This window comes from Streptomyces luomodiensis, from assembly GCF_031679605.1.
Taxonomy (GTDB): Bacteria; Actinomycetota; Actinomycetes; order Streptomycetales; family Streptomycetaceae; genus Streptomyces; species Streptomyces luomodiensis.
Genome location: NZ_CP117522.1, coordinates 9,648,478 through 9,670,543, shown reverse-complemented (window position 1 = coordinate 9,670,543; position 22,066 = coordinate 9,648,478). Strand labels below are relative to the sequence as shown.

General features: G+C 70.7%; 22 protein-coding genes and 2 pseudogenes. 9 read left to right on the top strand and 15 right to left on the bottom strand.

Annotated elements, in window-relative coordinates; all coding sequences use genetic code 11:
* Positions 1-6: 6 nt before the first annotated feature.
* From PS467_RS40485 to PS467_RS40475, 3 genes are all read right to left on the bottom strand, one after another.
* On the bottom strand, positions 7-957 hold the full coding sequence (locus PS467_RS40485) for a polysaccharide deacetylase family protein (RefSeq protein WP_311039505.1): 951 nt from the start codon (positions 955-957) through the stop codon (positions 7-9).
* Positions 958-1,058: 101 nt separating this feature from the next.
* Positions 1,059-2,060, bottom strand: coding sequence for an Lrp/AsnC family transcriptional regulator (locus tag PS467_RS40480; RefSeq protein ID WP_311039504.1), 1,002 nt, complete (start codon positions 2,058-2,060; stop codon positions 1,059-1,061).
* A gap of 589 nt (positions 2,061-2,649) precedes the next feature.
* Positions 2,650-4,053 carry a purine-cytosine permease family protein gene (locus PS467_RS40475; protein ID WP_311040101.1) on the bottom strand — a complete coding sequence of 468 codons (1,404 nt, stop codon included), beginning with the start codon at positions 4,051-4,053 and terminating at the stop codon, positions 2,650-2,652.
* 546 nt (positions 4,054-4,599) lie between these two features.
* On the opposite strand from PS467_RS40475, the gene PS467_RS40470 reads away from it, so the two are divergent.
* Positions 4,600-5,370, top strand: a complete 771-nt coding sequence (locus PS467_RS40470; RefSeq protein WP_311039503.1) for an MBL fold metallo-hydrolase — start codon at positions 4,600-4,602, stop codon at positions 5,368-5,370.
* 157 nt (positions 5,371-5,527) lie between these two features.
* A complete protein-coding gene (locus tag PS467_RS40465; protein ID WP_311039502.1) occupies positions 5,528-5,932 on the top strand; it encodes a tautomerase family protein in 405 nt (134 codons plus the stop codon).
* A gap of 123 nt (positions 5,933-6,055) precedes the next feature.
* Here PS467_RS40465 and PS467_RS40460 read toward each other — a convergent pair whose 3' ends face one another.
* The 3 genes from PS467_RS40460 to PS467_RS40450 are packed head-to-tail and all read right to left on the bottom strand — an operon-like array spanning position 6,056 to position 8,855.
* The gene (locus PS467_RS40460) at positions 6,056-6,892 is read right to left on the bottom strand and encodes a citryl-CoA lyase (RefSeq protein WP_311039501.1); all 837 of its coding nucleotides are present in this window, start codon (positions 6,890-6,892) and stop codon (positions 6,056-6,058) included.
* Entirely contained in the window at positions 6,892-8,097 is a 1,206-nt protein-coding gene (locus PS467_RS40455) for a CaiB/BaiF CoA transferase family protein (protein WP_311039500.1), read from the bottom strand. Before PS467_RS40455 ends, PS467_RS40460 begins: the two co-directional genes overlap by 1 nt.
* Positions 8,094-8,855, bottom strand: a complete 762-nt coding sequence (locus PS467_RS40450) for an IclR family transcriptional regulator (protein ID WP_311039499.1) — start codon at positions 8,853-8,855, stop codon at positions 8,094-8,096. Before PS467_RS40450 ends, PS467_RS40455 begins: the two co-directional genes overlap by 4 nt.
* A 158-nt stretch (positions 8,856-9,013) precedes the next feature.
* Between PS467_RS40450 and PS467_RS40445 the strand changes: the two genes are divergently transcribed.
* Positions 9,014-10,381 (top strand): MFS transporter, encoded by a 1,368-nt coding sequence (locus PS467_RS40445; RefSeq protein ID WP_311039498.1) that lies wholly within the window; start codon positions 9,014-9,016, stop codon positions 10,379-10,381.
* Positions 10,382-10,460: 79 nt separating this feature from the next.
* On the opposite strand, the gene PS467_RS40440 is transcribed toward PS467_RS40445, so the two are convergent.
* Together PS467_RS40440 and PS467_RS40435 are read right to left on the bottom strand one after the other, a co-directional pair.
* A complete protein-coding gene (locus PS467_RS40440; protein ID WP_311039497.1) occupies positions 10,461-11,108 on the bottom strand; it encodes an FMN-binding negative transcriptional regulator in 648 nt (215 codons plus the stop codon).
* Between the two features lie 35 nt (positions 11,109-11,143).
* Complete coding sequence (locus PS467_RS40435; RefSeq protein WP_311039496.1) at positions 11,144-11,980, bottom strand: EamA family transporter; 837 nt, start codon at positions 11,978-11,980, stop codon at positions 11,144-11,146.
* A gap of 128 nt (positions 11,981-12,108) precedes the next feature.
* On the opposite strand from PS467_RS40435, the gene PS467_RS40430 reads away from it, so the two are divergent.
* On the top strand, positions 12,109-12,693 hold the full coding sequence (locus tag PS467_RS40430) for a helix-turn-helix domain-containing protein (protein ID WP_311039495.1): 585 nt from the start codon (positions 12,109-12,111) through the stop codon (positions 12,691-12,693).
* Positions 12,694-13,119: 426 nt separating this feature from the next.
* Here the strand turns inward: PS467_RS40430 and PS467_RS40425 are convergent, their stop codons facing one another.
* The 3 genes and pseudogenes from PS467_RS40425 to PS467_RS40420 form a co-directional block, all read right to left on the bottom strand.
* Entirely contained in the window at positions 13,120-13,842 is a 723-nt protein-coding gene (locus PS467_RS40425; protein ID WP_311039494.1) for a dienelactone hydrolase family protein, read from the bottom strand.
* Positions 13,843-14,070: 228 nt separating this feature from the next.
* Positions 14,071-14,154, bottom strand: a pseudogene (locus tag PS467_RS41950) (IS5/IS1182 family transposase); the annotation flags it as partial.
* A gap of 14 nt (positions 14,155-14,168) precedes the next feature.
* Positions 14,169-15,212: an NAD(P)-dependent alcohol dehydrogenase gene (locus tag PS467_RS40420; RefSeq protein WP_311039493.1), complete on the bottom strand. Its 1,044-nt coding sequence runs from the start codon at positions 15,210-15,212 to the stop codon at positions 14,169-14,171.
* A gap of 93 nt (positions 15,213-15,305) precedes the next feature.
* Between PS467_RS40420 and PS467_RS40415 the strand changes: the two genes are divergently transcribed.
* The gene (locus tag PS467_RS40415) at positions 15,306-15,899 is read left to right on the top strand and encodes a TetR/AcrR family transcriptional regulator (RefSeq protein ID WP_268976654.1); all 594 of its coding nucleotides are present in this window, start codon (positions 15,306-15,308) and stop codon (positions 15,897-15,899) included.
* A gap of 26 nt (positions 15,900-15,925) precedes the next feature.
* Here PS467_RS40415 and PS467_RS40410 read toward each other — a convergent pair.
* Together PS467_RS40410 and PS467_RS40405 are read right to left on the bottom strand one after the other, a co-directional pair.
* Positions 15,926-16,163: pseudogene (locus PS467_RS40410) on the bottom strand (IS5/IS1182 family transposase); the annotation flags it as partial.
* Positions 16,164-16,190: 27 nt separating this feature from the next.
* On the bottom strand, positions 16,191-16,736 hold the full coding sequence (locus tag PS467_RS40405; protein WP_311039492.1) for a TetR/AcrR family transcriptional regulator: 546 nt from the start codon (positions 16,734-16,736) through the stop codon (positions 16,191-16,193).
* A gap of 122 nt (positions 16,737-16,858) precedes the next feature.
* Here PS467_RS40405 and PS467_RS40400 point away from each other — a divergent pair, with 122 nt between their 5' ends.
* Together PS467_RS40400 and PS467_RS40395 are read left to right on the top strand one after the other, a co-directional pair.
* Positions 16,859-17,245 (top strand): nuclear transport factor 2 family protein, encoded by a 387-nt coding sequence (locus PS467_RS40400; protein WP_311039491.1) that lies wholly within the window; start codon positions 16,859-16,861, stop codon positions 17,243-17,245.
* A 63-nt stretch (positions 17,246-17,308) separates the two neighbouring features.
* Positions 17,309-17,767, top strand: a complete 459-nt coding sequence (locus PS467_RS40395; RefSeq protein ID WP_311039490.1) for a PPOX class F420-dependent oxidoreductase — start codon at positions 17,309-17,311, stop codon at positions 17,765-17,767.
* 297 nt (positions 17,768-18,064) lie between these two features.
* Here PS467_RS40395 and PS467_RS40390 read toward each other — a convergent pair whose 3' ends face one another.
* Positions 18,065-18,760 carry an alpha/beta hydrolase gene (locus PS467_RS40390; RefSeq protein WP_311039489.1) on the bottom strand — a complete coding sequence of 232 codons (696 nt, stop codon included), beginning with the start codon at positions 18,758-18,760 and terminating at the stop codon, positions 18,065-18,067.
* A gap of 77 nt (positions 18,761-18,837) precedes the next feature.
* Between PS467_RS40390 and PS467_RS40385 the strand changes: the two genes are divergently transcribed.
* Together PS467_RS40385 and PS467_RS40380 are read left to right on the top strand one after the other, a co-directional pair.
* Complete coding sequence (locus PS467_RS40385) at positions 18,838-19,395, top strand: TetR/AcrR family transcriptional regulator (RefSeq protein ID WP_311039488.1); 558 nt, start codon at positions 18,838-18,840, stop codon at positions 19,393-19,395.
* Positions 19,396-19,745: 350 nt separating this feature from the next.
* Entirely contained in the window at positions 19,746-21,101 is a 1,356-nt protein-coding gene (locus PS467_RS40380; RefSeq protein ID WP_432280699.1) for an eCIS core domain-containing protein, read from the top strand.
* Between the two features lie 35 nt (positions 21,102-21,136).
* Here PS467_RS40380 and PS467_RS40375 read toward each other — a convergent pair whose 3' ends face one another.
* Positions 21,137-22,048, bottom strand: a complete 912-nt coding sequence (locus PS467_RS40375) for an SDR family oxidoreductase (RefSeq protein ID WP_311039487.1) — start codon at positions 22,046-22,048, stop codon at positions 21,137-21,139.
* Positions 22,049-22,066: the final 18 nt, after the last annotated feature.

Sequence of the window (22,066 nt, the reverse complement as noted above, 5' to 3'; positions counted from 1 at the left end):
CGGTGGTCATGGCGTGTGCTCCGAGGGGACGGTACGGGCGGTGGTGGAGCCGTGCAGCACGCCGCGGGCGGCGTCGGCGAGCTGGGCGTGGGTGGCGAACCAGACGTCGTGGTGCGCGGTGATGTGGTCGAGCAGTTCGCGCAGTACCACCAGGCGTGAGCGGTGACCGATGACGTGCGGGTGCAGCGTGAGCTGGAAGACTCCGCCGTCGCGGTAGGCGGCGTCGAACTCGTCCCGCCAGATCTCCCCTACGTCGCGGGGCCGGCTGTAGGGGCGGACGGACCCGTAGCGATCCATCGTGAAGTACGGCGCGTCGTCCCGGATCCAGTCGACGGGGATCTCGACCAGACCGGTGGGGCGCCCGCCGGCGAGGATCTCGTAGGGCTCGTCGTCGGCCATGAGCGAGGAGTCGTAGGCGAACCCGAGCTCGAGCATGATCGCGAGGGTGGACTCGGAGAAGTCCCAGGAGGGAGTCCGGATGCCGACCGGACGCTGCCCGGTCAGCGTCGTGAGGGTGTCCAGGGCGCGAGCGGTCAGCTCCCGCTCGTCCGCGCGGCCCAGGAGCATGTTCCGCTCGTGGATCCAGCCGTGTACGGCCAGCTCGTGCCCGTCCTGGGTGTACGCGCGGGCTTCCTCGGGGTGGAGGAGGGCGGCGACGGCCGGCATGAAGAACGTGGTGGGGACGCCGTAGTGCGCCAGCAGGTTCAGGATTCTCGCCGCGCCGACGCGGGCGCCGTATTCGCCCTGGGCCAGTCGGCCGGGACTGGTCTCGCCGTCGCGCAGGGGGATCGTCTCGTGGTCGGAGTCGAACGACAGGGCGACGGCGACGCGGGCGTCGCCGGGCCAGCGGTTCGGGACCAGGCGCTGTCCGGCGCGCACGGCGTCGACGTGACCGCGCCACGTGGTCTCGGGCCAGCGCCAGCTCTCTGCGGGCAGGCTGGAGTCTTCTGAGGGCATGGGTGACTCCCTGAGGGTGATACGGGCCGGGGAGGAGCGGAGGTGAAGGGGCCGCGGCGCGGCGAGGGTGGGCAGGGCCGGTGGGCGGGTGGGCCGGTGGTTCAGACGGGTCGGTCCATCCGGTACCAGGAGTACTTCATGGTGGCGAGGTGCAGCGTCACGTCGGAGGCGATGAGTCCGGGCAGCGAGCCGATGACCTCGCTGGTGTAGGGGTGCAGGTCTGCGCGCCGGGGCAGGACCATGTGTCCGATGAGGTTGAAACGCCCGGTGGTCGCGCCGAGGAATTTCGTCCCCGGATGCTTGGCGAGCTGCCTGCCGGCGGCGTCCAGCTGTCCGGGTTCGATGGACAGCCACACCATGAACTCCGCGTCGAAGCCGAGCAGGGACGGTTCGACGAGGGTGCGGAACTGGAGGACGCCACGGGAGATGAGCCGGTCCATGGCGCGGGCGACGCTGGACTCGGCACGGTTCATATGCCGGGCGAGGACACTGACCTGCGTCCGGCCGTCCTCCCTCAACGCTGCGGCGATCTCCTGCTCGAGCGGGGTGAGCGCTTGTGGCGCGCGGTCCCGGTCGGGGCGGTCGCGCGCGGACGAGGCCGGCCGGAGTTCGGCGGCCGCCGCGGGCGGGAGCAAGCCGGTGTCCCACATCGCCGCCGAGGTGAAGGACCGTATGACGGGAACGGCCTCGGTACTCGTGATGAGGTCGGTCGCCGGAAGATCGGTGAACAGCATCCGCATCATCTCCTCGTTGTCACGGGCAACGAAGTCGACGATGAGGTCGGCCGATCCGGTGACGACGGCCACGAAACGGACGTCGGGGCTCTCACTGAACCGGGCCGCGGCCTCCAGCCCACGACCCGGGCGGGCCTGGACCCGGACCATCATGGAGGATCCCTCCCTGGTCCGGTCCAGCTCCAGAGTTCCGGACACGCGCAGCAGCCCCCGCTCACGCAGAGCCGTGTAGCGGCGCTGCGCGGTGGTCTCACTGGCACCCACCCAGCGCGCCACCGCGCTCCACGGGGCACGGCCGTTGAGCTGGAGCGCTGCGATGACGCGACGGTCCAGTTCGTCGATGGTGTCCCTGAGGGCTGCCTCGGTCATGCACCGAAGCTAACCAGCGATTTTCCGCCAGTCAATGGCGGAATCCTGCATTATTGCTGGTCAGCGAGGTGTGATCGAGCAGCTGGAACTCAGGGCGGCAACAAAAGCGCTGCTCCGGACCTTTCCTGCGGATGGACAGCGCATGAAGGATTTCCCCATGTCCGTCGCCAGAAGAGTTCACCAGTGCCCCGCTCGGCCATGACCTGGGCCGCTGTCCGTTCTTCTCCGAGGGTCCCGTACGGCATGACCGCCGACGTCGCCCGCTGCGGGAGCCACACTTACGGAACGGCACGGGCGGGTATGGCAGGCGGCTGCCGTGCGCACCGACGGTGGCGGCGAGCGTGCCGTGCGCGTGCCGTACCGTGTCGTGTCGTCCCGTGTCGTGCCGGATTCCGTCACCGTCATGGCGGGACCGCTGACCAGCACGCTGGCCGTGCCCGCAAGGCGGGACCGGCGCGGACGAATCGGGGCGGGACCGTCGCCGCTGGAAGGCCCGCCGGGCAGGCCCTGGCCGAGTCTCCCGGAGGGAGCCCCTCACCTCCCGCACGCGTCCGCAGGGGCGCCGGGTGATCTCGGGCGACGGATCACTTCAGCTGGCGCGCGAGGCGGTGCGGGACGCGTCGGCGGTCGTGGGGGAAGGCGGTGCGGTGCGGGCACGGCGGGAGCCCAGGGCCGCGTAGAGCACGGCCGGAACGATCAGACCGACGATCCACGAGATGTCGGCACCGCCGAGCGGAGTCACCAGGGGGCCGGTGTAGAAGCTGGTGGACAGGAACGGGAACTGGGCGACGAGACCGACGCCGTAGACCAGCAGGGCATCCCAGCGCCAGCCGCCGTAACGGCCGTTGGGATCGCTCAGGGCCGGCAGGTCGTACCGCTCCTTGGAGAGCAGGTAGTAGTCCACCAGGTTGATCGCCGACCACGGGGTGAAGAACGTCAGCAGGAACAGCAGGAAGTCGGCGAAGGAGTCCAGGAACGACGTGCGCCCCGCGAGCGCCACGGCGGTGCCCGCGACCATGATGCCCAGGATGTAGGCGGTACGACCGCGCTGCGACAGCACCCGCCGGCCGCGGAATCCGCTGACGCTGGTCACGAGGGACATGAATCCGCCGTAGGTGTTGAGCACGTTCACCGTCAGCTTGCCCAGCGCGATGACGAAGTACAGGAAGGACGCCACCAGACCGGTCCCACCCAGGCCCACCACGTAGCCGACCTGGTCGTCCACGAAGGCCGTGCCGGCGGTGGCCGCGACCAGCACGCCGAAGCTCATCGACCATTGGGCACCCAGCACCGTACCGGCCAGAGTCCAGCCGAACGTGGCCCGTGCGGACGTGGTGCGCGGCAGATAGCGCGAGTAGTCCGCCACGTACGGCCCGAACGCCAGCTGCCACGACGCCGACAAGGACATGGCCAGCAGGAACATCGGCAGCGCGAAGTGGTGCTGGTGTGCGAGGTGTGCGAGATCCGCTCGTTCCATCAGGCGCACACCCAGGTAGACGAAGGCCAGCGCGCACACCACGCTGGCCACCCGGCCCAGGGCGTGGACCACCCGGTAGCCCACGGTCGCCATGACACCGGTCACCAGGGCGAAGCCGATGATGCCGGGCACCGGGCCGAGGTGGGTCAGCTTGCCGACCGCCTGGCCGGCGAGCACCGAACCGCTGGCGAAGAACCCGATGTACATCACGACCACCAGGACCAGCGGTACGACCGCTCCGCGCACCCCGAACTGCGCCCGCGAGGAGATCATCTGCGGCAGGCCCAGCCGGGGCCCCTGCGCCGAGTGCAGGGCCATGACCGCGCCGCCCAGCAGATTGCCGACGAGCAGCCCCACCACGGACCAGACCACGTCACCGCCGAAGACGACGGCAAGCGCGCCGGTGACGACCGTGGTGATCTGGAGATTGGCCCCGAGCCAGAGGGTGAACTGAGAGAACGCCGTCCCATGGCGCTCCTCGTCGGGGATGACGTCGATGGAACGCCGTTCGACCATGGCCTGTGCCACCACGTGCTCCGTCCTGCCGTTCCTCGGCGGGGCCGGGCACGCCAGAGCTCGGGGCCGCACCACCGCCTGCATATGTCTATGCAGGGTTCCTCTTCCATGAATGGATTGCAATACCCTCCGGTGAATCGGTGGTGACGAAGACCTCACGAAGCCACTTCACGAACTCACCAACCGGCCTGACGCCCCCATCCGGCGGCCCGACCGCGGATCGGCCCGCCCGACGGGCCTGCCGGATCGGTGTCCATACCGGGCCGGACGGCGCGCCGTGGCCGCGTTCACCACCCGGCCACGGGCTTTCAGACGCGCGCCACGGGCTCGGGGGGCTCGTGCTGGCAGGTGTCGTCGATGCCGTAGGTGTCCCAAGCGGGAAACAGGGTCGACGGGCGGCGGGCTTTCACCGTCGGCCAGGAGGCAGTCGGTTGAGCGGCGGACCCTGGCCGCCGCCCGCGGCTCAGCGCGTGAAGTGGCGCGCACCGCCGTGCGGGCGGAGTCCGCGGCGCTGGCCGGGGTCGCATCGGCCGATAGAATCTTGGGATGGGCGATGAGCTTCTTCACCTCACGGTCCTGGGCTGCGCGACGCCCTACCCGAGCGTGGACAATCCATGCTCGGGCTACCTGGTGTCGAGCGGGGACACCCGTATCTGGATGGACGCGGGCAGCGGGACACTCGGCCCGCTCCAGCGTCATGTGCGGCTGGATGAGCTCGATGCGATCTGGATCTCGCACCTGCACGCCGATCACAGCGCGGACCTGCTCACCGCCTACTACGGCGCCCTGTACGCGGACATCCACCTCGCGGCGCCGATCCCTCTCTACGGTCCGCCTGGAATCGCCGACCGGCTGGCCAATTTCCTCACCAACACCCCGGCTCGCAGCCCGGTCGAATCCGCCTTCGCGGTAACCGAATTGCACGACGGACATCAGGCGGCCATCGGCTCGCTCCGACTGACCAGCCGCGCGGTGTCGCACGGCATCCCGGCCTTCGCAGTGCGCATCGAGGCTGCGGGCACGTCGCTGGTGTACTCCGGGGACACAGCACCGTGCCCCAGCCTCACCGAGCTGGCCGAGGGATGCGACGTGCTGTTGTGCGAAGCCGAAAGCGCACAGGCACCAGTCGAGGGCGAACAGGTGCACCACACGCCCGAGGACACCGGGGACACAGCCCGCACGGCCGGGGTGGGCCGACTGATCGTGACACACGTCGGCCGCTTCCTCACCCCGCAGCAAGCCGTGGCGCGTGCCTCGGCGCGGTTCGACGGTCCCGTCGACTACGCCGCCCCCGGCGCCACCTTCGAGGTGATCTGACGGATACGGAGTGGGCGCGACTGCGGCCGTTCCCGCCGGTCAGCAATGACCCTGCATCCATGTCCCACGCGCATGGACTGCGCGCGACAGGCATTTCCGTCCAGGCCAGGCGGTCACTAGCGTCGAAGTGCGACCCGGCGGAAAAGGAGTCACACTCATGCCTTTGGTACGCATCGATCTCATCCGCGGGCGACGCACCGACGAGCTGCGGGCGATCGCCGACGCGACACACCGTGCCCTGGTGGATGTGCTGGGCATCCCCGAGCGGGACAGATTCCAGATCCTCACCGAGCACGACGCCGACCATGTCATCGCCCTCGACGCCGGCCTCGGCTTCGAGCGCGGCGAGCGGCTCGTGATGATCCAGATCTTCACTCAGGAAGGGCGCACGACCGAGGTCAAGCAACGCGTCTTCCGGACCGTTGCCGAACGGTTGGAGCCCCTCGGTATCGACGGCGAGGACGTCTTCGTCTCCATCTTCGAGAACGGGCCCCAGGACTGGTCGTTCGGCTTCGGACGCGCCCAGTACACCGAGGGCCTCCTGCCCGTCCCCGGCCGCTGACAGCACCCGGTCCGGTCGCGGCCCGCAGGTATGCGCCGGACCTGGTCTCATCAGAAGCGGCCCATATCCTCGGACGCCGGGATGGCTGGTGCCCCAGTCGGTACGCGGCTTCCCACCGTGACGTCACCCCATACGGCGCGCGCGCTCCAGGTCGCGCGGGGCCACACCGTGGTATCCGGCCAGCAGGGGCCTGGGCAGGGGGCCCTTGATCCGGGTCCCGCTCCCGTGTTCCTCCCAGGCGTGGGCGAGGATGCCGACGCTGCGGGAGAGGATGAAGAGGCCACGCCCCAGTTCGGCGGGGAAGCCCAGTTCGGCGTAGACGATGGCGGTCGCCCCGTCGATGTTCATCGGGACCGGACGGGCACGGCCCTCCGCCAGCGCCGCCTCCAGCGCGAGACCGGCGGCCAGCGCACGGCCCGGCACCTCCCCCGCCTCCACCGCCTCCCTCACCAGCGCGAGCAGCGGATCGCGGCGCGGGTCGTGCGGGTGGAAGCGGTGTCCGAAGCCGGGGACGTACGCCTTGCGTTCCCTGAACTCCGCGACCACGGCGCGCGGTTCGGCGCCCGCGACGATGCGCTCCAGAATCTCCATGCACTGCTGGCCCGCCCCACCATGCGTGTCGCCGAGCAGCCCCGCGCCGGTGGCGACCGCGCTGTTGAGGCCCACTCCGCAGGTGGCGGCCATCCGCGCAGCGGCGATGGACGGCGCCTGCGGGCCGTGGTCGACGGCGGAGACGAGGGCTGCCTCAAGGAGCTTGCCCTGTAGGGGAGTTGGCAGTTCGCCGCGTAGCATCAGCCAGATCTGTTCGGCGAAGGTGACGTGGCCGATGAGCTGTTCCACCGGGTAGCCGCGGAGCAGGATCTCGCCGGGGCGGACGCGGCTCACGGCCGTGGACCACCAGTCGGTGACCCGGTCCTGCTCGATCAGCGCCGCCTCGGTACGTACGGGACCTTCGGTCATCACACCGCTTCGTTCGCGCGCAGTTCCTCGATCTCCCGCTCCCCGTAACCGAGTTCGGCCAGGACCGCGTCGGTGTGTTCGCCGAGCAGCGGGGGCGGGCCGGCCGGGCCGACCGGTTCGCCGTCCACCTGGATCGCGCTGCCCAGAACCTCCAGAGGCCGGTCGCGGCCGTCGGGGAAGGTGAGGCGGTGGACAAAGCCGCGGGCCGCCAGCTGCTCCAGGCCGAGGGCGTCCGGGACGGACAGGACGCGGGCGGCGGGGACGCCCGCGTCGGAGAGGATCTCCTCCCACTCCTTGGCGGTGCGCAGCGCGAGCCCGGCCTCGACCTCGGCGCGCAGCTGATCGCGGTGCGTCTTGCGGTCGGCGGGGTGGACGAAGCGCGGGTCGGCCAGGAGGTCGTCGCGGCCGATGAGCCGGCACAGCGTCGCGAACTGCTGCTGGCGGTTGGCGGCGATGTTGAGGTGGCCGTCGGCGGTCGCGAAGGTGCCGGAGGGGGCCGCGGTGAAGTTCTCGTTGCCCATGGGCTGCGGAGTCCGGCCGGTGATCAGGTAGTTGGAGGTGACCCAGCCCATCGCCGTGAGTGCGGCCTCCAGCATCGACACGTCGAGGAGGGCACCCTCGCCGGTGCGAGCGCGGCGGACGAGCGCGGCCGCGATGGCGTACGCGGCCGCCATGCCGCCCAGCGTGTCCGCGACCGGGAATCCCGCCCGCAGCGGGGTGGCCTCGGGAGTGCCGGTGACGCTCATCATGCCGCTGAGGCCCTGCACGATCTGGTCGTAGGCGGGGCGTTCGCGCATCGGTCCGGTCTGCCCGAAGCCGGAGATGGCGCAGTAGACGAGGCCCGGGTTCTCGCCCTTCAGTACCTCCCAGCCGACGCCGAGGCGGTCCATCACGCCGGGCCGGAAGTTCTCCACGAGGACGTCGGCGTCGCGCACGGCCCGCAGCAGGGCCTCCTTGCCCGCCGCTTCCTTGAGGTTGAGGGTGAGGGAGCGCTTGCCGGCGTTCTGCGCGAGGAACGAGGCGCCGAGCAGGTCCTCGCTGAGCGCGCGGTCGGCGCCCAACTGCCGGGCCAGATCGCCTGATCCGGGCATCTCGATCTTCAGTACGTCGGCGCCCTGGAGGGCGAGCTGATAGCCCGCGAAGGGGCCGGCGAGGACGTTCGTGAGGTCGAGGACGCGTACGCCCTCCAGAAGTGGCGTGCTCATCGGGCGGTGCCTCCGATGCAGTCGAGGGCGGTGAGTGCCGTGGCCGACTCGACGAGGAGCTTCGCGAAGTCGGCCACGGTCTCCTCGGTGAAGCGTGTGGTGGGCCCGCCCAGGGCGAGCGCGGCGACGACGCGGCCGGACCGGCCGAAGACGGGCGCGGCGACACCGGACACGCCCGCCTCGCGCTCCCCGTGGCTGGCCGACCAGCCCGCCACCGCGGCCCGCTGCGCCCGCTCCCACAGCAGCGTGGGCCAGTCCTCGTGCGGGGCGGTCGCGGCCACCGCCTCGACGTCGGCGCGTTCGGCGCGGGAGAGGAGGACGTGGCTGGCGGCGCCGGACCACAGCGGCATCTCCTCGCCGACGCGGACCACGTGCCGCAGGGTGCGGGTGCCCTCGTGCCGGGCGATGCAGACGCGGGCGTCCCGCTGACGCACGTACAGATGCACGGCCTCGCCGCCGCTGGCCTCGCTCAGCTGCTTCATCAGGGCGAGCGCCGCCTCGGGCAACTGCCAGGTGGAGCTGGCCAGTTCGGCCCAGCGGAGCAGGCCGGGGCCGGGCACCGTGCGGCCGTCGCCGCGGCTCCACAGCAGGCCGCACTGCTCCAGCGTGTGCACGAGACGGACGACGGTGCTCTTGGCCAGACCCGTCTCGTCGACCAGTTCGCGGACGGTGCGGGCGGGGTGCTCGGCGTCGTACAGAGCGAGCAGATCGACCGCGCGCTGCACGCTGCGCACGCCCCCTGCTTCGGACTCGGGCATGGGTCTCCTCCCGGAAACGGAACACATCGGTGCCGACCCCTTGCCATGAGGTGGGCCCCTCCATAACATCACCAAACCATTCAGCGGCACAAGAGGACCACCAGGTGGTACGACGGTGGTTCTCGACCGCTCCAGGCGTCCGACGACGAGGGAGTCCCATGAGCGAAGTGGCAAGCAGAAGGCGGCTGTTGCAACCGAGGACGGCGATCGCGGCCGTCTTCGGAACGACCGTCGAGTGGTACGACTTCGCCCTCTACGGCACCGCGGCGTCACTGGTGTTCAACAAGCTCTACTTCCCCGACAGCGACCCGCTCGTCGGCACGATCCTCGCCTACGGCACCTTCGCCATCGGCTTCCTCGCGCGGCCGCTCGGCGGCGCCTACTTCGGCGAGAAGGGCGACACACAGGGCCGTAAGAAGGTTCTCGTGGCGACGCTGCTCCTGATGGGCCTCGCCACCACCGCCATCGGGCTGCTGCCGACGTACGCGCGGATAGGCGTGGCCGCGCCGCTGCTCCTGACCCTGCTGCGGTTCGTGCAGGGGTTCGCGGCGGGCGGCGAGAAGACCGGGGCGCTGATCATCCTGTTCGAGAACGCGCCGCCGAAGTGGCGCGGGCTGCTCACCTCGCTGCCCGCGATCGGCACAGGCACCGGGACGCTGCTGTCCACGGGCGCCTTCGCGCTCTGTACCGGGCTGCTGAGCGAGGACGCGTTCCTGGCCTGGGGCTGGCGCATCCCGTTCCTGCTCAGCGCGGTGCTCACGCTGTTCGGGCTGTGGGTGCGCACGTCCCTCGACGAGACCGCCGAGTTCAAAGAGAACGGCGCCACCGTCCCCCGGGACCGCAGCGGCACATGGCGCGAGCGGCTGGCCCGCACCCGGTTCGTGGAAGCCTGGCGGCGCTACCCCAAGGAGATGCTGATCGTGATCGGCGCGGGTGCCGCCGAGAACGCCGGCTACTACATCTTCGGCACTTTCTCCGTGGCGTACGCCGAGGACCGGGGCCTGTCGACCGCTGCGTTGCTCAGCGGAATCTCGATCGCGGCGGCCGTGAAGCTGGTGACGGTGCCCGCATTCGGCGCGCTCTCGGACCGTGTCGGGCGGCGGCCCGTGTCGATCGGCGGGGCGCTGGTGCTGCTGCTCGCGGCGTGGCCGTTCTTCACGATCGTCGACGGCGGGAACACAGCGCTCATCTGGGTGGCGCTGCTGGTCACCCTCGGCGCCGGGCAGTCGGCGATCCTCGGCTCGCAGCCCGCGTTCTTCGCGGAACTCTTCGACACCAAGGTCCGGTTCAGCGCGGTCGGCGTCGCCAACAACATCGGCACCGTCCTGACCGGCGGACTCGCGCCGATGCTCGCCACGGCGCTGCTGCTCTGGTTCGACCACAGCGTGACCGGCGTCGTCGTCTTCATCGCCCTGATGAGCGGGCTCACGGCGGGGACGGTCATTCTGGCCAAGGAGACACGGCACGTGGAAGATCCCGAGGGACGGTCCGCCGCCCCGGCCCCCACAACCATGTCCAGCACCTGACAAGCCTGGGTCTGGAGGCGAGCGCACGGGCGTCGAGGGCGGCGCTGGTGTCGGGCCAGGGTTCGTGGCCACGCAGCGGTCAGGGTGTCCAAGGGCCGATGCGGTCCAGGCGGCGCCGCTGCTGGCGGGCCGTGGGCTCGTCCAGCGCCTGGCCGCGGGCGGTGAGGCGGTCGGCGACGGTGGTGCGGTGGTCGACGGGCTTGTGGTCGTCGTACTTGAACTTGGCCCGCACCTCGGCCACGTCCAGCCTCAGGCCTCGGATGCCGGGCAGCATCCGGCCGTACGGCGGCTGGTCGACCTCGACCGGAGCATGGTCGCCGTCGGGCTGGAAGTGGGCCATCTGGCGGCGCAGCAGCTCGGCCTTGGCCTCGGGTTCGTCGACGATACGGGCCTGGCAGACGAACTGGACGGCCGCGTAGTAGCTGGTGGGCACGCCGTCGGTGGGCGGGATACCGGGCCCCGCGCGCCAGGGGCCGGGGACGAAGGCGTAGTCGCCGATCACGCTGAAGGTGACGTTCGGGTCGTACTCGATCCACTCCCAGACCGGATTCGGCCGGGCCAGGTGGATCAGCAGCTGGTCACCGTCCGGGGCGAAGTGGGTGGGCACGACCGCGGGTGCGTGGCCGAGCGGGCCGTTGACGCTGAGCAGTCCGAAGTCGTGGCCGTCGGCGATCCAGGTCTGCCATTCGGCCTCGTCCAGGGCCGCGTCCCAAGGGTGGATGAACATGCGGGGCTCCTTGATCACGGGGATGACGGGATCGCTCAGGTGAGGGCGAGGAGGCTGACCGCGACCGCGGCGGCGCCCAGGCCGACGAGCTGACCCTTGCGGATGCGCTCGGCGAGCACGCTGCGGGCGAGGAGCACCGTCCCGGCCGGGTAGAGGGCGGTGATCACGGCCACGACCGTGAGGTCGCCGCTGCGCGCGGCGAGCAGGAACAGCAGGTTCGCCAGCGAGTCCAGCACACCGGCGGTGGCCGACAGGGCGTATGCGGGCTTCTCGGGGCCGAGCCTGCGGCGCAGGAGTCCGGCCGCGGTCAGCGTGACGGCCGACGAGACCGCCCGGCCGATGACCAGCGGTGCCACGCCGCTGTCGGACGGCGCCTGGTGCAGGAAGATCAGCTGCAGGGCGATAGCGGCGCCCGCGCCGAAGGCCAGCAGCAGCGCCGTACGCGACGGGCGGGACGAACCCGCGCCGTGTCCGGCGCTGACCAGCACCACCGCGACCAGCGCGAGCGGCAGACCCAGCAGTCCGGCCGGGCCCAGGTGCTCGCCCTCCAGCAGCCCCACCACGACCGGGAGCGCGGCGGACACGAGCGCGGTCACCGGCGAGAGCACGTTCATCGGACCGATGGCGAGGGTCTTGTAGAGCAGCGCGAACGCGGCGGCCGAGGCCACACCGGAGGCGGCGCCCCAGCCGACGGCGTCCGGGCTGAAGGAGGCGCCGAGCACGGGCCACAGCAGCAGCTCGACCGCGAGGCTGGCGGGGGCGGCGACCATCACGGTGCGCAGCACGTGGGCCTTGCGGGCGCCCAGGCCACCGAGGAAGTCGGCGCATCCGTAGGCCAGTGAGCTGCCCAGGGCCAGCAGCAGAGCTATCACGAGACGATCCCTTACCATTGCAGTAGAACGACTGAACCGTACAGCGGAACGACCAGCCTCTGTCAACCAAACGACTGGATGGTGCATTCCACTGACCGAACTGACCGACCGGTGAGGATGGTGATCAGGTGGCCGAGACGGAGGCAGCGTTGCGCACACTCGCGCACAACGTCAGGACGGCCCGCGCCCGCGCGGGCCTGTCCCTGGACGAGCTCGGCCGCCGCGCCAAGGTCAGCAAAGGGGCCCTGGTCGGCCTGGAGAAGGCCCAGGGGAATCCGAACTTCGCCACTCTGGTCCGGCTGGCCGACACGCTCGGCATCTCGGTGTCCGCCCTGATGGAGGGGCCGACCGAGGGCCGTGTCCGCGTGGTGTCCGCCGATGCCGTGATGCCGCTGTGGGCGGGAGAGCGGGGCAGTGAGGCCCGGCTCATGCTGACGGCTTCGGGGCCGGCCCCGGTCGAGGTGTGGCGCTGGCGGCTGGAGCCCGGCGAGGAGTACGCCAGCCACCCCCACCAGGCCGGAGTCATCGAGACCGTCAGCGTCACCTCGGGGCGGATGGTCCTCGTCGTCGACGGCACGGAGCACCCCGTCGAGGCCGGCCAGACCGCCACCTTCGACGGCGATGCCCCCCACACCTACCGCGGGGCGGGTGGCGAGACCTGCCACCTGATCATGACGGTCCACCTGCCGCCAGGTCCCGCCCCCACGCCCTGACCAGGCCGTCGCACCCGCATCCCGCAACCGCCGGTCATCGGTTCCCGGTGCGCGAAGGGCGCTGGGCGGTGGCGGCGCCCACTCCGCGGGCGCCGCCGGTCACACGAGCGGTTCTGGCGTTCATGCCGTGTCTCCGGTCGGGCGGTGGGGTCCCGCATGTGCCTTGCCAAGCCCGAAGGAGCCGTCCGGAGTGGCTGAGGCCGTGTCGCGTCGTCGAGGACGTCGTGCAGCCGGAGGACCGGAGTTGCTGTGTCTTCGCCGGTGACCGGGGCCTGCTTGCCGGTGCCGCCGAGGGCCGGTACCGCCGCGATCGGGGCGGTTGCGCATCTGCCGGCCGCCGCCATCGAGGAGGGCCGGGAGCTGTCCTCGATGGCGGCATCCTGGCCGACACCGCCTACCGTCTGCGGCCGGCCTGACGGCCCGGCCTCACCGCAGGTGCCGGCCGAAGAACCGGTCCCCGTCGTCCACCTCGAACCACGGGGTGCCGGCGTGCCCGCCCATATTGGCGTGCAGCGTCTTCTCCTTGGTGCCGAAGGCGTCGAACAGGTCCAGGGCCGACTGCCGGTCGTTCCCTTCGTCGTCCCACTGCAGCAAGAACAGCAGTGGAATGGTGACCTGCCGGGCCTCCTCGCGCTGGGCGCGCGGCACATAACCCCCGGCGAAGAAACCGGCGGCCGCGATGCGCGGTTCGACCACCGCCAGCCGAATGCCGATGGCGGTCATCCCCGAGTACCCGACCGGGCCGCCGATCTCGGGCAGCGCGAGGAGGGCGTCCAGAGTGGTCCGCCATTCCGGGACCGCCTTTTCGACCAGCGGGCCGATGAAGGACTCGAAGATCTCGTCGACCGGCTCGCCGGCCGCCATCGCCCGACGCAGGTCGGCGCGGGCCTGCTCATCGACGGCGGAACGGGGCCGGCCACCGTGCCCGGGGTGGTCGATGGCGGCCACCGCGTAGCCGTACTCCGCCGCGGCGTGCCGGGCACGGGCCACCAGCCGCGATTCCCGCTTGTGCAAGCCGCCGTTGTGGCCGATCAGGATCAGCGGGGCAGGTGCGGGCCCAGGCGTCCACAGGGTGCCGGGGATCTCGCCGAGGGTGAATTCGCGCTCGAGGACGCCGACGTCGAGGCGCTGTTCAGAAGTGAATCGCATGGTCGTGCCTTTCGGGAGGGCTCTTGAACGGCGCTCCCGGACGACCTATCGCCCGACCGTGACCCCGGAGGGGAGCACCCATGTCGATACGTTCACGGGTACCACCTCCTCGTTCTCTCGCACGGCCTCCGGAAAAGTAGCAGTGGTCGCCGTGGTCCGCCAACGGGTTTTCGCGGAGGTCGCGGAGTCTCCGTGGTCGGATGCCCCACCGGGCCGCCGCCATCACGAGCGGGTTTCCGCATCCACGATGACCTGTACATTCGCCGAGAACCCGCGGTGACGGGAGGACACCCCCACCTTCCGGTCACGGACGTTGCCGCGGGGCGTCAGTCCACGTCGGACATGTCGAGTACGAAGCGGTAGCGGACGTCGTTGCGCCTCAGACGGTCGAGGGCCTCGTTCACCTGCGCCGAGGGGAGCAGTTCGATGTCGGCGGTGATGCCGTGCTCGCCGCAGAAGTCCAGCATGGCGATGGTCGCGGGCCTGCCGCCGCTGCCTGCGGAGCTGAGCTTCTTGCGCCCCACGAGCAGGTCGGTGGTCTCCACGGTGACGGGTCCAAGGTGCCCGAGATGGCTCAGCGTCCCGTCCATGGCGACCAGGCGCAGGTAAGGGCCGAGGTCGTGCGGGGCGGAGATGGTGTCGATGACGACGTCGAAGCGGTCGCGGGCGTCAGCCATTTGTTCCGGGTCCGCGGAGACGATGAGACCGTGGGCCCCCAGACGGCGAGCGTCCTCGGCCTTGTCCGGTGAGCGGCTGATGACCGAGGTGTCGGCGCCGAGCGCCACGGCGATTTTGACCGCGAGGTGGCCCAGGCCGCCCAGTCCGGCCACGGCGACGCGGGTTCCCGGCCCCACGCCGAGGGCGTGCAGCGGTTCCCAGACGGTGACCCCGGCGCAGAGAAGCGGAGCGGCGGCGGCCGGATCCAGTCCGGCGGGAAGGGGGTAGGCGAAGCGGTCGCGGACCACGTACTCGCGGGAGTAACCCCCAAGCGTGGTCGATCCGTCGTGCCGGTCGGTGCCGCCGTAGGTCAGGGTCGGGATGGCGCGGCAGAAGTTCTCCTGACCGGCCTGGCACATGGCGCACTCGCCGCAGGAGTCGACGATGTTGCCCACCGCGACCAGGTCACCGACGGTGAAGTGGGTGACCGCGGGGCCGGTCTCGGTCACCACGCCCGTGAACTCGTGTCCGGGCACCAAAGGCCGGCTGCCTTCGCCGTCCCGGGCACCGATGGCGTGCAGATCGGAGTGGCAGACACCGCAGTAATCCACCCTGACAGCCAGGTCGTCAGGGCGCAGATCGCGTCGTTGCAGCGGCGTCCGCCGCAGCGTCGACGACGAGTCTTCCACCTGCCAGCCAACCGTGTTCCTCATGGCGCATCCTTATAAACAGACTGTTCGGTCTGTCACCGTAGCGCCCGCTGCGACCCCAGGCAAACCAACTATTCTGTCTGTTAGCCTGGGCACATGGCCGATCAGCCCCTGAGCGCGCGTGGAGCCGCGACGTACCAACGCATCCTCGAAGCGGCGACCCAGGAATTCGCCGAGTACGGGATCGCCGGCGCGCGCGTCGAGCGGATCGTGGCTGCGGCCCGCACGAACAAGGCGCAGCTCTACGCCTACTTCGGCAGCAAGGAAGGGCTCTTCGACGCCATTTTCTTCGGCTCGCTGGAGCGGATCGTGAATGTCGTCCCGATCGACGCCACCGACCTCGCGGACTGGGCCGTACGCCTCTACGACGAGTATCTGCGCCGCCCCGACCTCATCCGGCTGGCCACCTGGGCGCGCCTGGAGCGGCGCCCGGCCGGTCACCTGGTGGACGATCCCGACCGCCTCGACGACCGCAAGCTACGCGCCATCGCCGAGGCCCAGGCCGCCGGTTCGGTGCGCCAGGGAGACCCGTTCGACCTCATGGCCATGGTGATCGCCATGTCCATGGCATGGTCCCCGGTCAGCAATGTCTACGCGGCAACGGCGCAGGAGCCACCCGAACTGCACGACCGGCGTCGCACCCTGCTCCGCGAGAGCGTTCGCCGCGCCATGGCGGCCGACCACATCTAGGACGCATCCAGGACTTGTCCGGTCGATCATGCGCGAAGCCAGATGACCAGGGCGGCTGTGGTGGCAGTGCCGAGGAAGACGTAGCCGCGTTCGCCGTACCGAGTGGCCACGGCCCGGGAATGCTTCAACCTGTTGATCGCCCGCTCGACCGTGTTGCGCCTCTTGCACCGCTCCTCGTCGAAGCCAGGCGGCCGTCCACCGCGGGAGCCTTTGCGCAGGCGGGTGGCCTGGCTGTCGGCACTTCTCCGGGATGGTGTGCCGGATGCAATCACATGATCGGCCGGACAAGTCCTAGCGGCGTCGAGCGTCGTCCATGACCGCTCGCGCGAGCGCGGCCTGTGCGCGGCGGATCGCTCGGGGCGAGCGTCCGGCGGCGAGCAACTCCTCGATGAGATCGATGTGCAGCGCCGCGAGCAGGACGTGGGCGGCGTATACGGTGTCGTCCGCCGTCGCCCCGGGCGCGGCATCCTCGATCAGGTTCCGCAGCAGGCCGTGCATCCACTTGTAGTGCTCCGACTGCCGCACTCCGGCGGAGGCCACCTCGCGTGCGCGGATGAGGTGGCGGTTGTCCAGCTTGAAGGTGAGCAGCGCGTCGAGGAACGCGACGACCCGCTCGCGCGACGGTGCCCCCGGACCGAGCGGTGCCTCTCCTTCCTCCACGGCCTCGCGCAGGGCGGTGAGCTTATGGGCCCACAGTGCGTCGAGCAGGCCGTCGCGGCTGCCGAAGGCCCGGAACAGAGTTCCCTTCCCCACGCCGGCCGCGGCGGCTATGGCGTCCATCGGGACCGTGTCGGGGGCGCCGGCGTCGGCGAAGAGCCCGTCGGCGGCGGCGAGCACGACCTCGGGGCGAACCGGTGGGCGGCCTCGACGCGCACCCGCACCCGCCTTTGCGGACTGCCGGTCCGTAATACTGTTAGAGTGTTCTGGACTCACAGTCCGTAAATATATCGGAGGACCCGGTGTCACCCACGTCCGCTCTCCCCACATGGCTCGCCGACGCGCTCGGCTCCCTTGCCGCCGGCGACCTCGACGGGTGGATGAGCATCTACGCTCCCGACGCCACGCACGAATTCCCCTGGGCGGCCGAAGGCGCCGTCCGCCGTCTGGAGGGGCGCGACGCGATCGCGGCCTACATGAGCCGGCTCCCTGAGGTCATCGAGTTCGGGCCGTTCACCGACGTCCACGTGCGTGAGGCGGGCGACGAGACCATCGTCCAGGCCACCGGCCACCACCGAAGCCCCGACGGCACGCCCAGGGATCTCGGCTACATCTGGTTCATCACCCGGCGCGACGGCAAGGTGACGCGCATCCAGGACTACATGAACGCGCTGCCCGGCTCTGAGTGACGCGCCGTCTCCTCGGACCCGCGCAACCTCGCCCATGCCCCCTCCGGCCCGAATGGAGAAGAGATGCCCCACCCCATGAGCGATGACGAGCTGGTGGCCTTCCTCACGGCGGAACCGGCCCGGACGGCCACGTTGGCCACCGTGCGCCCGGACGGGAGGCCCCATGCGGCCCCGGTCTGGTTCACCCTGGACCGGACAGCGGCCACCCCCGAGTCACCGCTCGGCGACATCGTGATCACCACCGGTGCCGCCTCGGTGAAGGGACGAGCACTGCGCCGCGATCCACGAGTGGCCTTGTGCATCGACGACGAACGGCCACCGTTCTCCTTCGTGAGCATCGAGGGCACGGTCACCCTCAGCGAAGAGCCCGAAGAACTGCTGAGGTGGGCCACGGCAAGCGCGGCGCGCTACATGGGCGCCGACCTCGCCGACGAGATCGGAAGGCGCATCGGAGGCCCAGGCACCTTGTTGGTCCGTGTTCACCCCACCCACATCGTGGCCGTGGCCGATCTGACCGACTAGCCAGAGCCCTCGACGGTGGCGGTGCGCTTCTCCTTCCTCACCGTTGCTTTTTCCTACGGGAACTCCTGGGCCCCCTTGATGCACCAGACTCACGACCACGGCCTTCGGATGACCCCACGCCGCTCTGCGAACCGTCCGGCCGGCCGACGTCGTCGCCGACGAGAGCGGGCAGGCCGTCGACGTCCTGCCCGTTGCAGGCCAGGTAGGCCCTCGACAGCAGTTCTCCCCAGGCACTCATGACGGTCTCCTGGTTCTCCTGGTCCTCGGTTCGCGGGCCCGGCTCGTCCGCGGCTGCCGTCACAGGCTCAGCAGCAGGTCCCGGACCGCGGCGGGCTGGGACAGGAACGGGTGGTGGCCGGTCTCGAGTTCGACGACACTGCCGGCCCGGCGGGCGAACTCGCGCTGCAGCCGCGGCGGAGTGCCGCGGTCCTGGGCGCAGACGAGGTACGTCGAGGGCACCTGCTGCCATGCGGCCGCCCCGACCGGCTGCCCGGTCACCTGCACGCTCTGCCGGGCGAGATGGTCCGCCGCCTGCGCCTGGACCTCAGGGTCACAGTCGTGCAGGAACGTGTCCACCAGCAGCTCGGGGCGGACCCCGAAGGTGCCGGCGCCGGGGTCGACGTCGAGGAACGGGGCCGGGCTGCCGTCCCCGAACTCCGACAGGCTCTGCCCGACCTCGGGCAGATAGCTGGAGACCAGCAGCAGGTGGCGTACCGACCCGATTCCCGCGGCGGCTTCCGCGGTGACGATGCCGCCGTAGCTGTGGGCGACCACGACGGTCGGCTCGTCGCCGGCCTGCAGCACCTGCCGCACCGCGGCAACATCCTCGGACAGCCCCGGACCGCCGACGCCGCCGGGCGGGCCCGCCTCGCCGCAGCTCGGCAGCGCCGGGGCCACGCTCGGCACCCCTCGCTCCCGCAGCAGCTCGGCGGTGCGGTGCCACCACCACGACCCGTCCCGCACACACGCCCCATGCACGAACACGACCCTCATCGCTGCCTCCACATCTACGTTGACTGCCTTTCGATCAACGGTAGACGTAGCCGCCGTTACGTGAAAAAGTTGGAGTCGTGGGCAGACGACCGCAACCGCACATCAAGGAGAGGCTGCTCGATGCCTGCGCTGATCACGCCCTCGCGCACGGCCTCCCCGACCGGCTCGAACCGCTGGCCACCGCCACCGGCACCTCGGCCCGCATGCTGATTTACCACTTCGGCACCCGCGACGCCCTGCTGCGGGCCGTCCTCGGGCGCGCGCGGCAACGCCAACTCGACACATTCGGCGACCTCCTGCGGGTGCGGCCCGACGAGCCGTACACGACCACCCTGTATCGCGCCTGGACCTCCATCACCGGCCCGGACGGCCAGCCGTACCTGCGCATGTTCGGTCAGCTGCGCGAGAGTACGGAGCAGCAGCTGTGGCCCAACTTCCGGCGCACCGCGACGACCGACTGGCTCGGGCCGCTCGAGGACGGTCTGCGCAGCATCGGCCGGCCGGATCTCGCGACGCTCGTTCTCGCTGTCATCCGCGGTCTCCTCATGGACCTCGACGCCACCGGCGACACCACCCGCACCGACCAGGCCTTCCGCGTCTTCCTCGGCGCAGTCGAGCACCTGTCCAGCGGTTAGCGGACCGCCGGGGCCAAGGACACCGAGGCGGCCACCGCCCCGCCATCCCGCCAAGCGCTGCGGCTTCGCTCTGCCCTCGCCAACTCGACGCGCAGCGACTCCACCCGGCCCCGGTGCCCGGAAGGGCAGTCATGTGCACCAGGGTTGCCCGTCCGTACCGTTCCCGGACGGCTTCCGCTTCTGTACGGAGGAGGGAGCGCGGAAGCCGTGAGAAGGGTCGTCTCGACATGCACGCCAAGGAACAGCCGGAGAAGAGTGCCGGTCCACGGAGCCTGCCGAACCCGACGCGGCAGACCACTGCCAGGGCGCAGCCCGCCGCCGGGGTCATGTCGGCTCCCGTGGTCGCGTCCTTGCAACGCACCGTCGGAAACGCGGCGGTGGCACGGATGATCGGTCGGCGGCGCGGCACGGGCTGCCGCCATGAACAGGAACTGGCGGTGCAGCGGTCCGCGGTGCACGATGTCCTTCGCTCGGCAGGGCAGCCGCTGGACGAAGGACTCCGCACCGAGATGGAGGCCCGCTTCGGGGGCGTGAACTTCAGCGATGTACGCGTGCACGCGGATGCCGCCGCCCGGCGTTCGGCGGGCGAGATCGACGCCCAGGCCTATACCTCCGGAAGCCACATCGTTGTCGGCGAAGGCGGCGTGGACAAGCACACGCTGGCCCACGAGCTGACCCATGTCGTCCAGCAGCGCCGGGGGCCTGTCGCGGGCAGCGACACCGGCCACGGCCTGCGGGTGAGCGACCCGTCCGACCGTTTCGAGCGCGAGGCCGAAGCCACCGCGCGGCGGGTGATGTCCGGGCCGGTCAGCGCGCAGCAGCACACCGACGGCCCCGCCCCGGACTCCGCGGCGCACGACCACGGCCACGCCGCCGTGCAGCGGCTGATCGAGTTCGGGCCGAACGCCGACGACGGGAGCTTCGAGCTCCAGCTCACACCGGGCCGCCCGGCCTGGGAACCCACCGCCCAAGCGATGGCCAACAATGCCGGGCCGAACGCGTCCCTCAACCACATCATCCCGTTCGAACGGATCCAGCGCGACCTGGACAAGCACGCGAACTTTCTGTTCGACGCCCGCGGCACAACGGGGTGGCAGAGTGCTGTCGCCGCATTCGAGGCGAACTGCGACGCCCTGTTCACGAATGGCTCGCCCGAGCACACCGCGATGGTCCAACGGCGCAACGCCGTCATCAACGCCTTGAACCATCCCTTCACCAGGACGCAGCGCGCTCCGGTGGAGGCCGCGATCCAGAGCCTGCTCAGCGCCCTCAACAGCAGCTCGCAGAATCTGCGGATCGGGGACGCCTCCCTCAACGCATCGATCGGCAACGCCATCGACGCCGATTTCCTGCCCGGGACCATCCGCCACACCGGGGCGGTGTTCACCGACAGCCCTCCGCCGTCTGCGGTGCCCCTCCCGAACCAGGGAGGGGCACAGGCCACCCATACGGTCACCAACCTTGAGTGCGTGCGGCTGACCCCGCAGCACGAAAGCCACGTCTTCGCCTACAGCGCCGCCTCCCCCTCGTCCCTCAAGTTCACCATCAACGGGCTTGCGGGGGTGCTCCACCACGCGCTCCAAAACGGGCAGCACATGTCCTCGACGCAGGCTCCGACGGCCGTCGCGCCGTCAGGCACGCCCCCCTACCCGGTACTCGTCATGGACCCCAACGGCATCAGGGCCCCGTTTCTGTTCTACGAGTGACGGACGCCCCGTCCCATCCGCCTTCCCGTGGGGCGTTACAGGGAGCTGCCTGCGGTGAGCAGGTTGTCCAGCCCGATGCGGCGGAAGAAGTCGGCGCGGAGGCGGTCGGCGACCGCGGAGACCACTTCGCTGCCGTCCCGGCTGGGGTCTATGTGGGTGCGCAGAGGCCGAGTGCCGTGCTCCATCGCGACCAGGCGCGCGACGGCTTCAGCCACCTCGCTCACATCGGCGTCCGAAGGGATGAGCGCGGCCAGGCGCTTGCCCAGATCGTCCATCAGGGGTCGGTGGCGCTGGTCGTAGGCTTCCGCACAGTCCACGTCGGCGGGAGCGCCCGCGTTGGCGAAGTGGTTGGTGCCGGTGGTGAACGCGCCGGGCACCACGATCGCGGTGTCGATGCCGAACGGGAGCACCTCGGCGGCGTAGCTGACGGCCAGGGCGTCCATCGCGGCCTTGGCGGCGAAGTACGGGGCCAGGAACGGGGGGCAGCCGCCGCGGGTGCTGGAGCTGCCGATCCACACCAGCAGCCCCGAGCCCTGCGCACGCAACGTCGGCAGGGCGGCGCGGTTGACGCGCTGGGTGCCCAGGACGTTCACGTCGTACAGGTCCGCGAGCTGCTCGGTGGTGAACGCCTCGGCGGCGCCCAGGACCATGTGCCCGGCGTTGTGCACGACCACGTCCAGCCTGCCGCGCTCGGCGAGGATCCGGTCGACTGCGGCGTCGGCGGAGTCCTGGGAGGTGACGTCCAGCTCGACGGCGTGCACCTCGACCTGGTGGTCGGTGCCGTAGCGCGTCAGGTCGGCCACCGCGGTGGCGTTACGGGTCGCGGTCTGGCGGATGCCCGCGTACACGGTGTGACCGGCGCGGGCCAGAGCACGTACGGACAGCGCCCCGATGCCGCTGGAGGCCCCGGTGACCAGGATGACCTTCTCGGTGTCGTCGTTCCTCATGACAGAGCCTTTCGTTGC

Excerpts from the sequence above, each read along its gene's own strand:
- PS467_RS40415 (WP_268976654.1), top strand. The coding sequence starts at position 15,306 with ATGGCCGATCAGCCCCTGAGCGCGCGTGGAGCCGCGACGTACCAACGC.
- PS467_RS40390 (WP_311039489.1), bottom strand. The coding sequence starts at position 18,760 with ATGAGGGTCGTGTTCGTGCATGGGGCGTGTGTGCGGGACGGGTCGTGG.
- PS467_RS40470 (WP_311039503.1), top strand. The coding sequence starts at position 4,600 with ATGGGCGATGAGCTTCTTCACCTCACGGTCCTGGGCTGCGCGACGCCC.
- PS467_RS40420 (WP_311039493.1), bottom strand. The coding sequence starts at position 15,212 with ATGAGGAACACGGTTGGCTGGCAGGTGGAAGACTCGTCGTCGACGCTG.
- PS467_RS40395 (WP_311039490.1), top strand. The coding sequence starts at position 17,309 with ATGCCCCACCCCATGAGCGATGACGAGCTGGTGGCCTTCCTCACGGCG.
- PS467_RS40460 (WP_311039501.1), bottom strand. The coding sequence starts at position 6,892 with ATGACCGAAGGTCCCGTACGTACCGAGGCGGCGCTGATCGAGCAGGAC.
- PS467_RS40485 (WP_311039505.1), bottom strand. The coding sequence starts at position 957 with ATGCCCTCAGAAGACTCCAGCCTGCCCGCAGAGAGCTGGCGCTGGCCC.
- PS467_RS40445 (WP_311039498.1), top strand. The coding sequence starts at position 9,014 with ATGAGCGAAGTGGCAAGCAGAAGGCGGCTGTTGCAACCGAGGACGGCG.
- PS467_RS40455 (WP_311039500.1), bottom strand. The coding sequence starts at position 8,097 with ATGAGCACGCCACTTCTGGAGGGCGTACGCGTCCTCGACCTCACGAAC.
- PS467_RS40440 (WP_311039497.1), bottom strand. The coding sequence starts at position 11,108 with ATGTTCATCCACCCTTGGGACGCGGCCCTGGACGAGGCCGAATGGCAG.
- PS467_RS40480 (WP_311039504.1), bottom strand. The coding sequence starts at position 2,060 with ATGACCGAGGCAGCCCTCAGGGACACCATCGACGAACTGGACCGTCGC.
- PS467_RS40375 (WP_311039487.1), bottom strand. The coding sequence starts at position 22,048 with ATGAGGAACGACGACACCGAGAAGGTCATCCTGGTCACCGGGGCCTCC.
- PS467_RS40465 (WP_311039502.1), top strand. The coding sequence starts at position 5,528 with ATGCCTTTGGTACGCATCGATCTCATCCGCGGGCGACGCACCGACGAG.
- PS467_RS40475 (WP_311040101.1), bottom strand. The coding sequence starts at position 4,053 with ATGGTCGAACGGCGTTCCATCGACGTCATCCCCGACGAGGAGCGCCAT.
- PS467_RS40425 (WP_311039494.1), bottom strand. The coding sequence starts at position 13,842 with ATGCGATTCACTTCTGAACAGCGCCTCGACGTCGGCGTCCTCGAGCGC.
- PS467_RS40450 (WP_311039499.1), bottom strand. The coding sequence starts at position 8,855 with ATGCCCGAGTCCGAAGCAGGGGGCGTGCGCAGCGTGCAGCGCGCGGTC.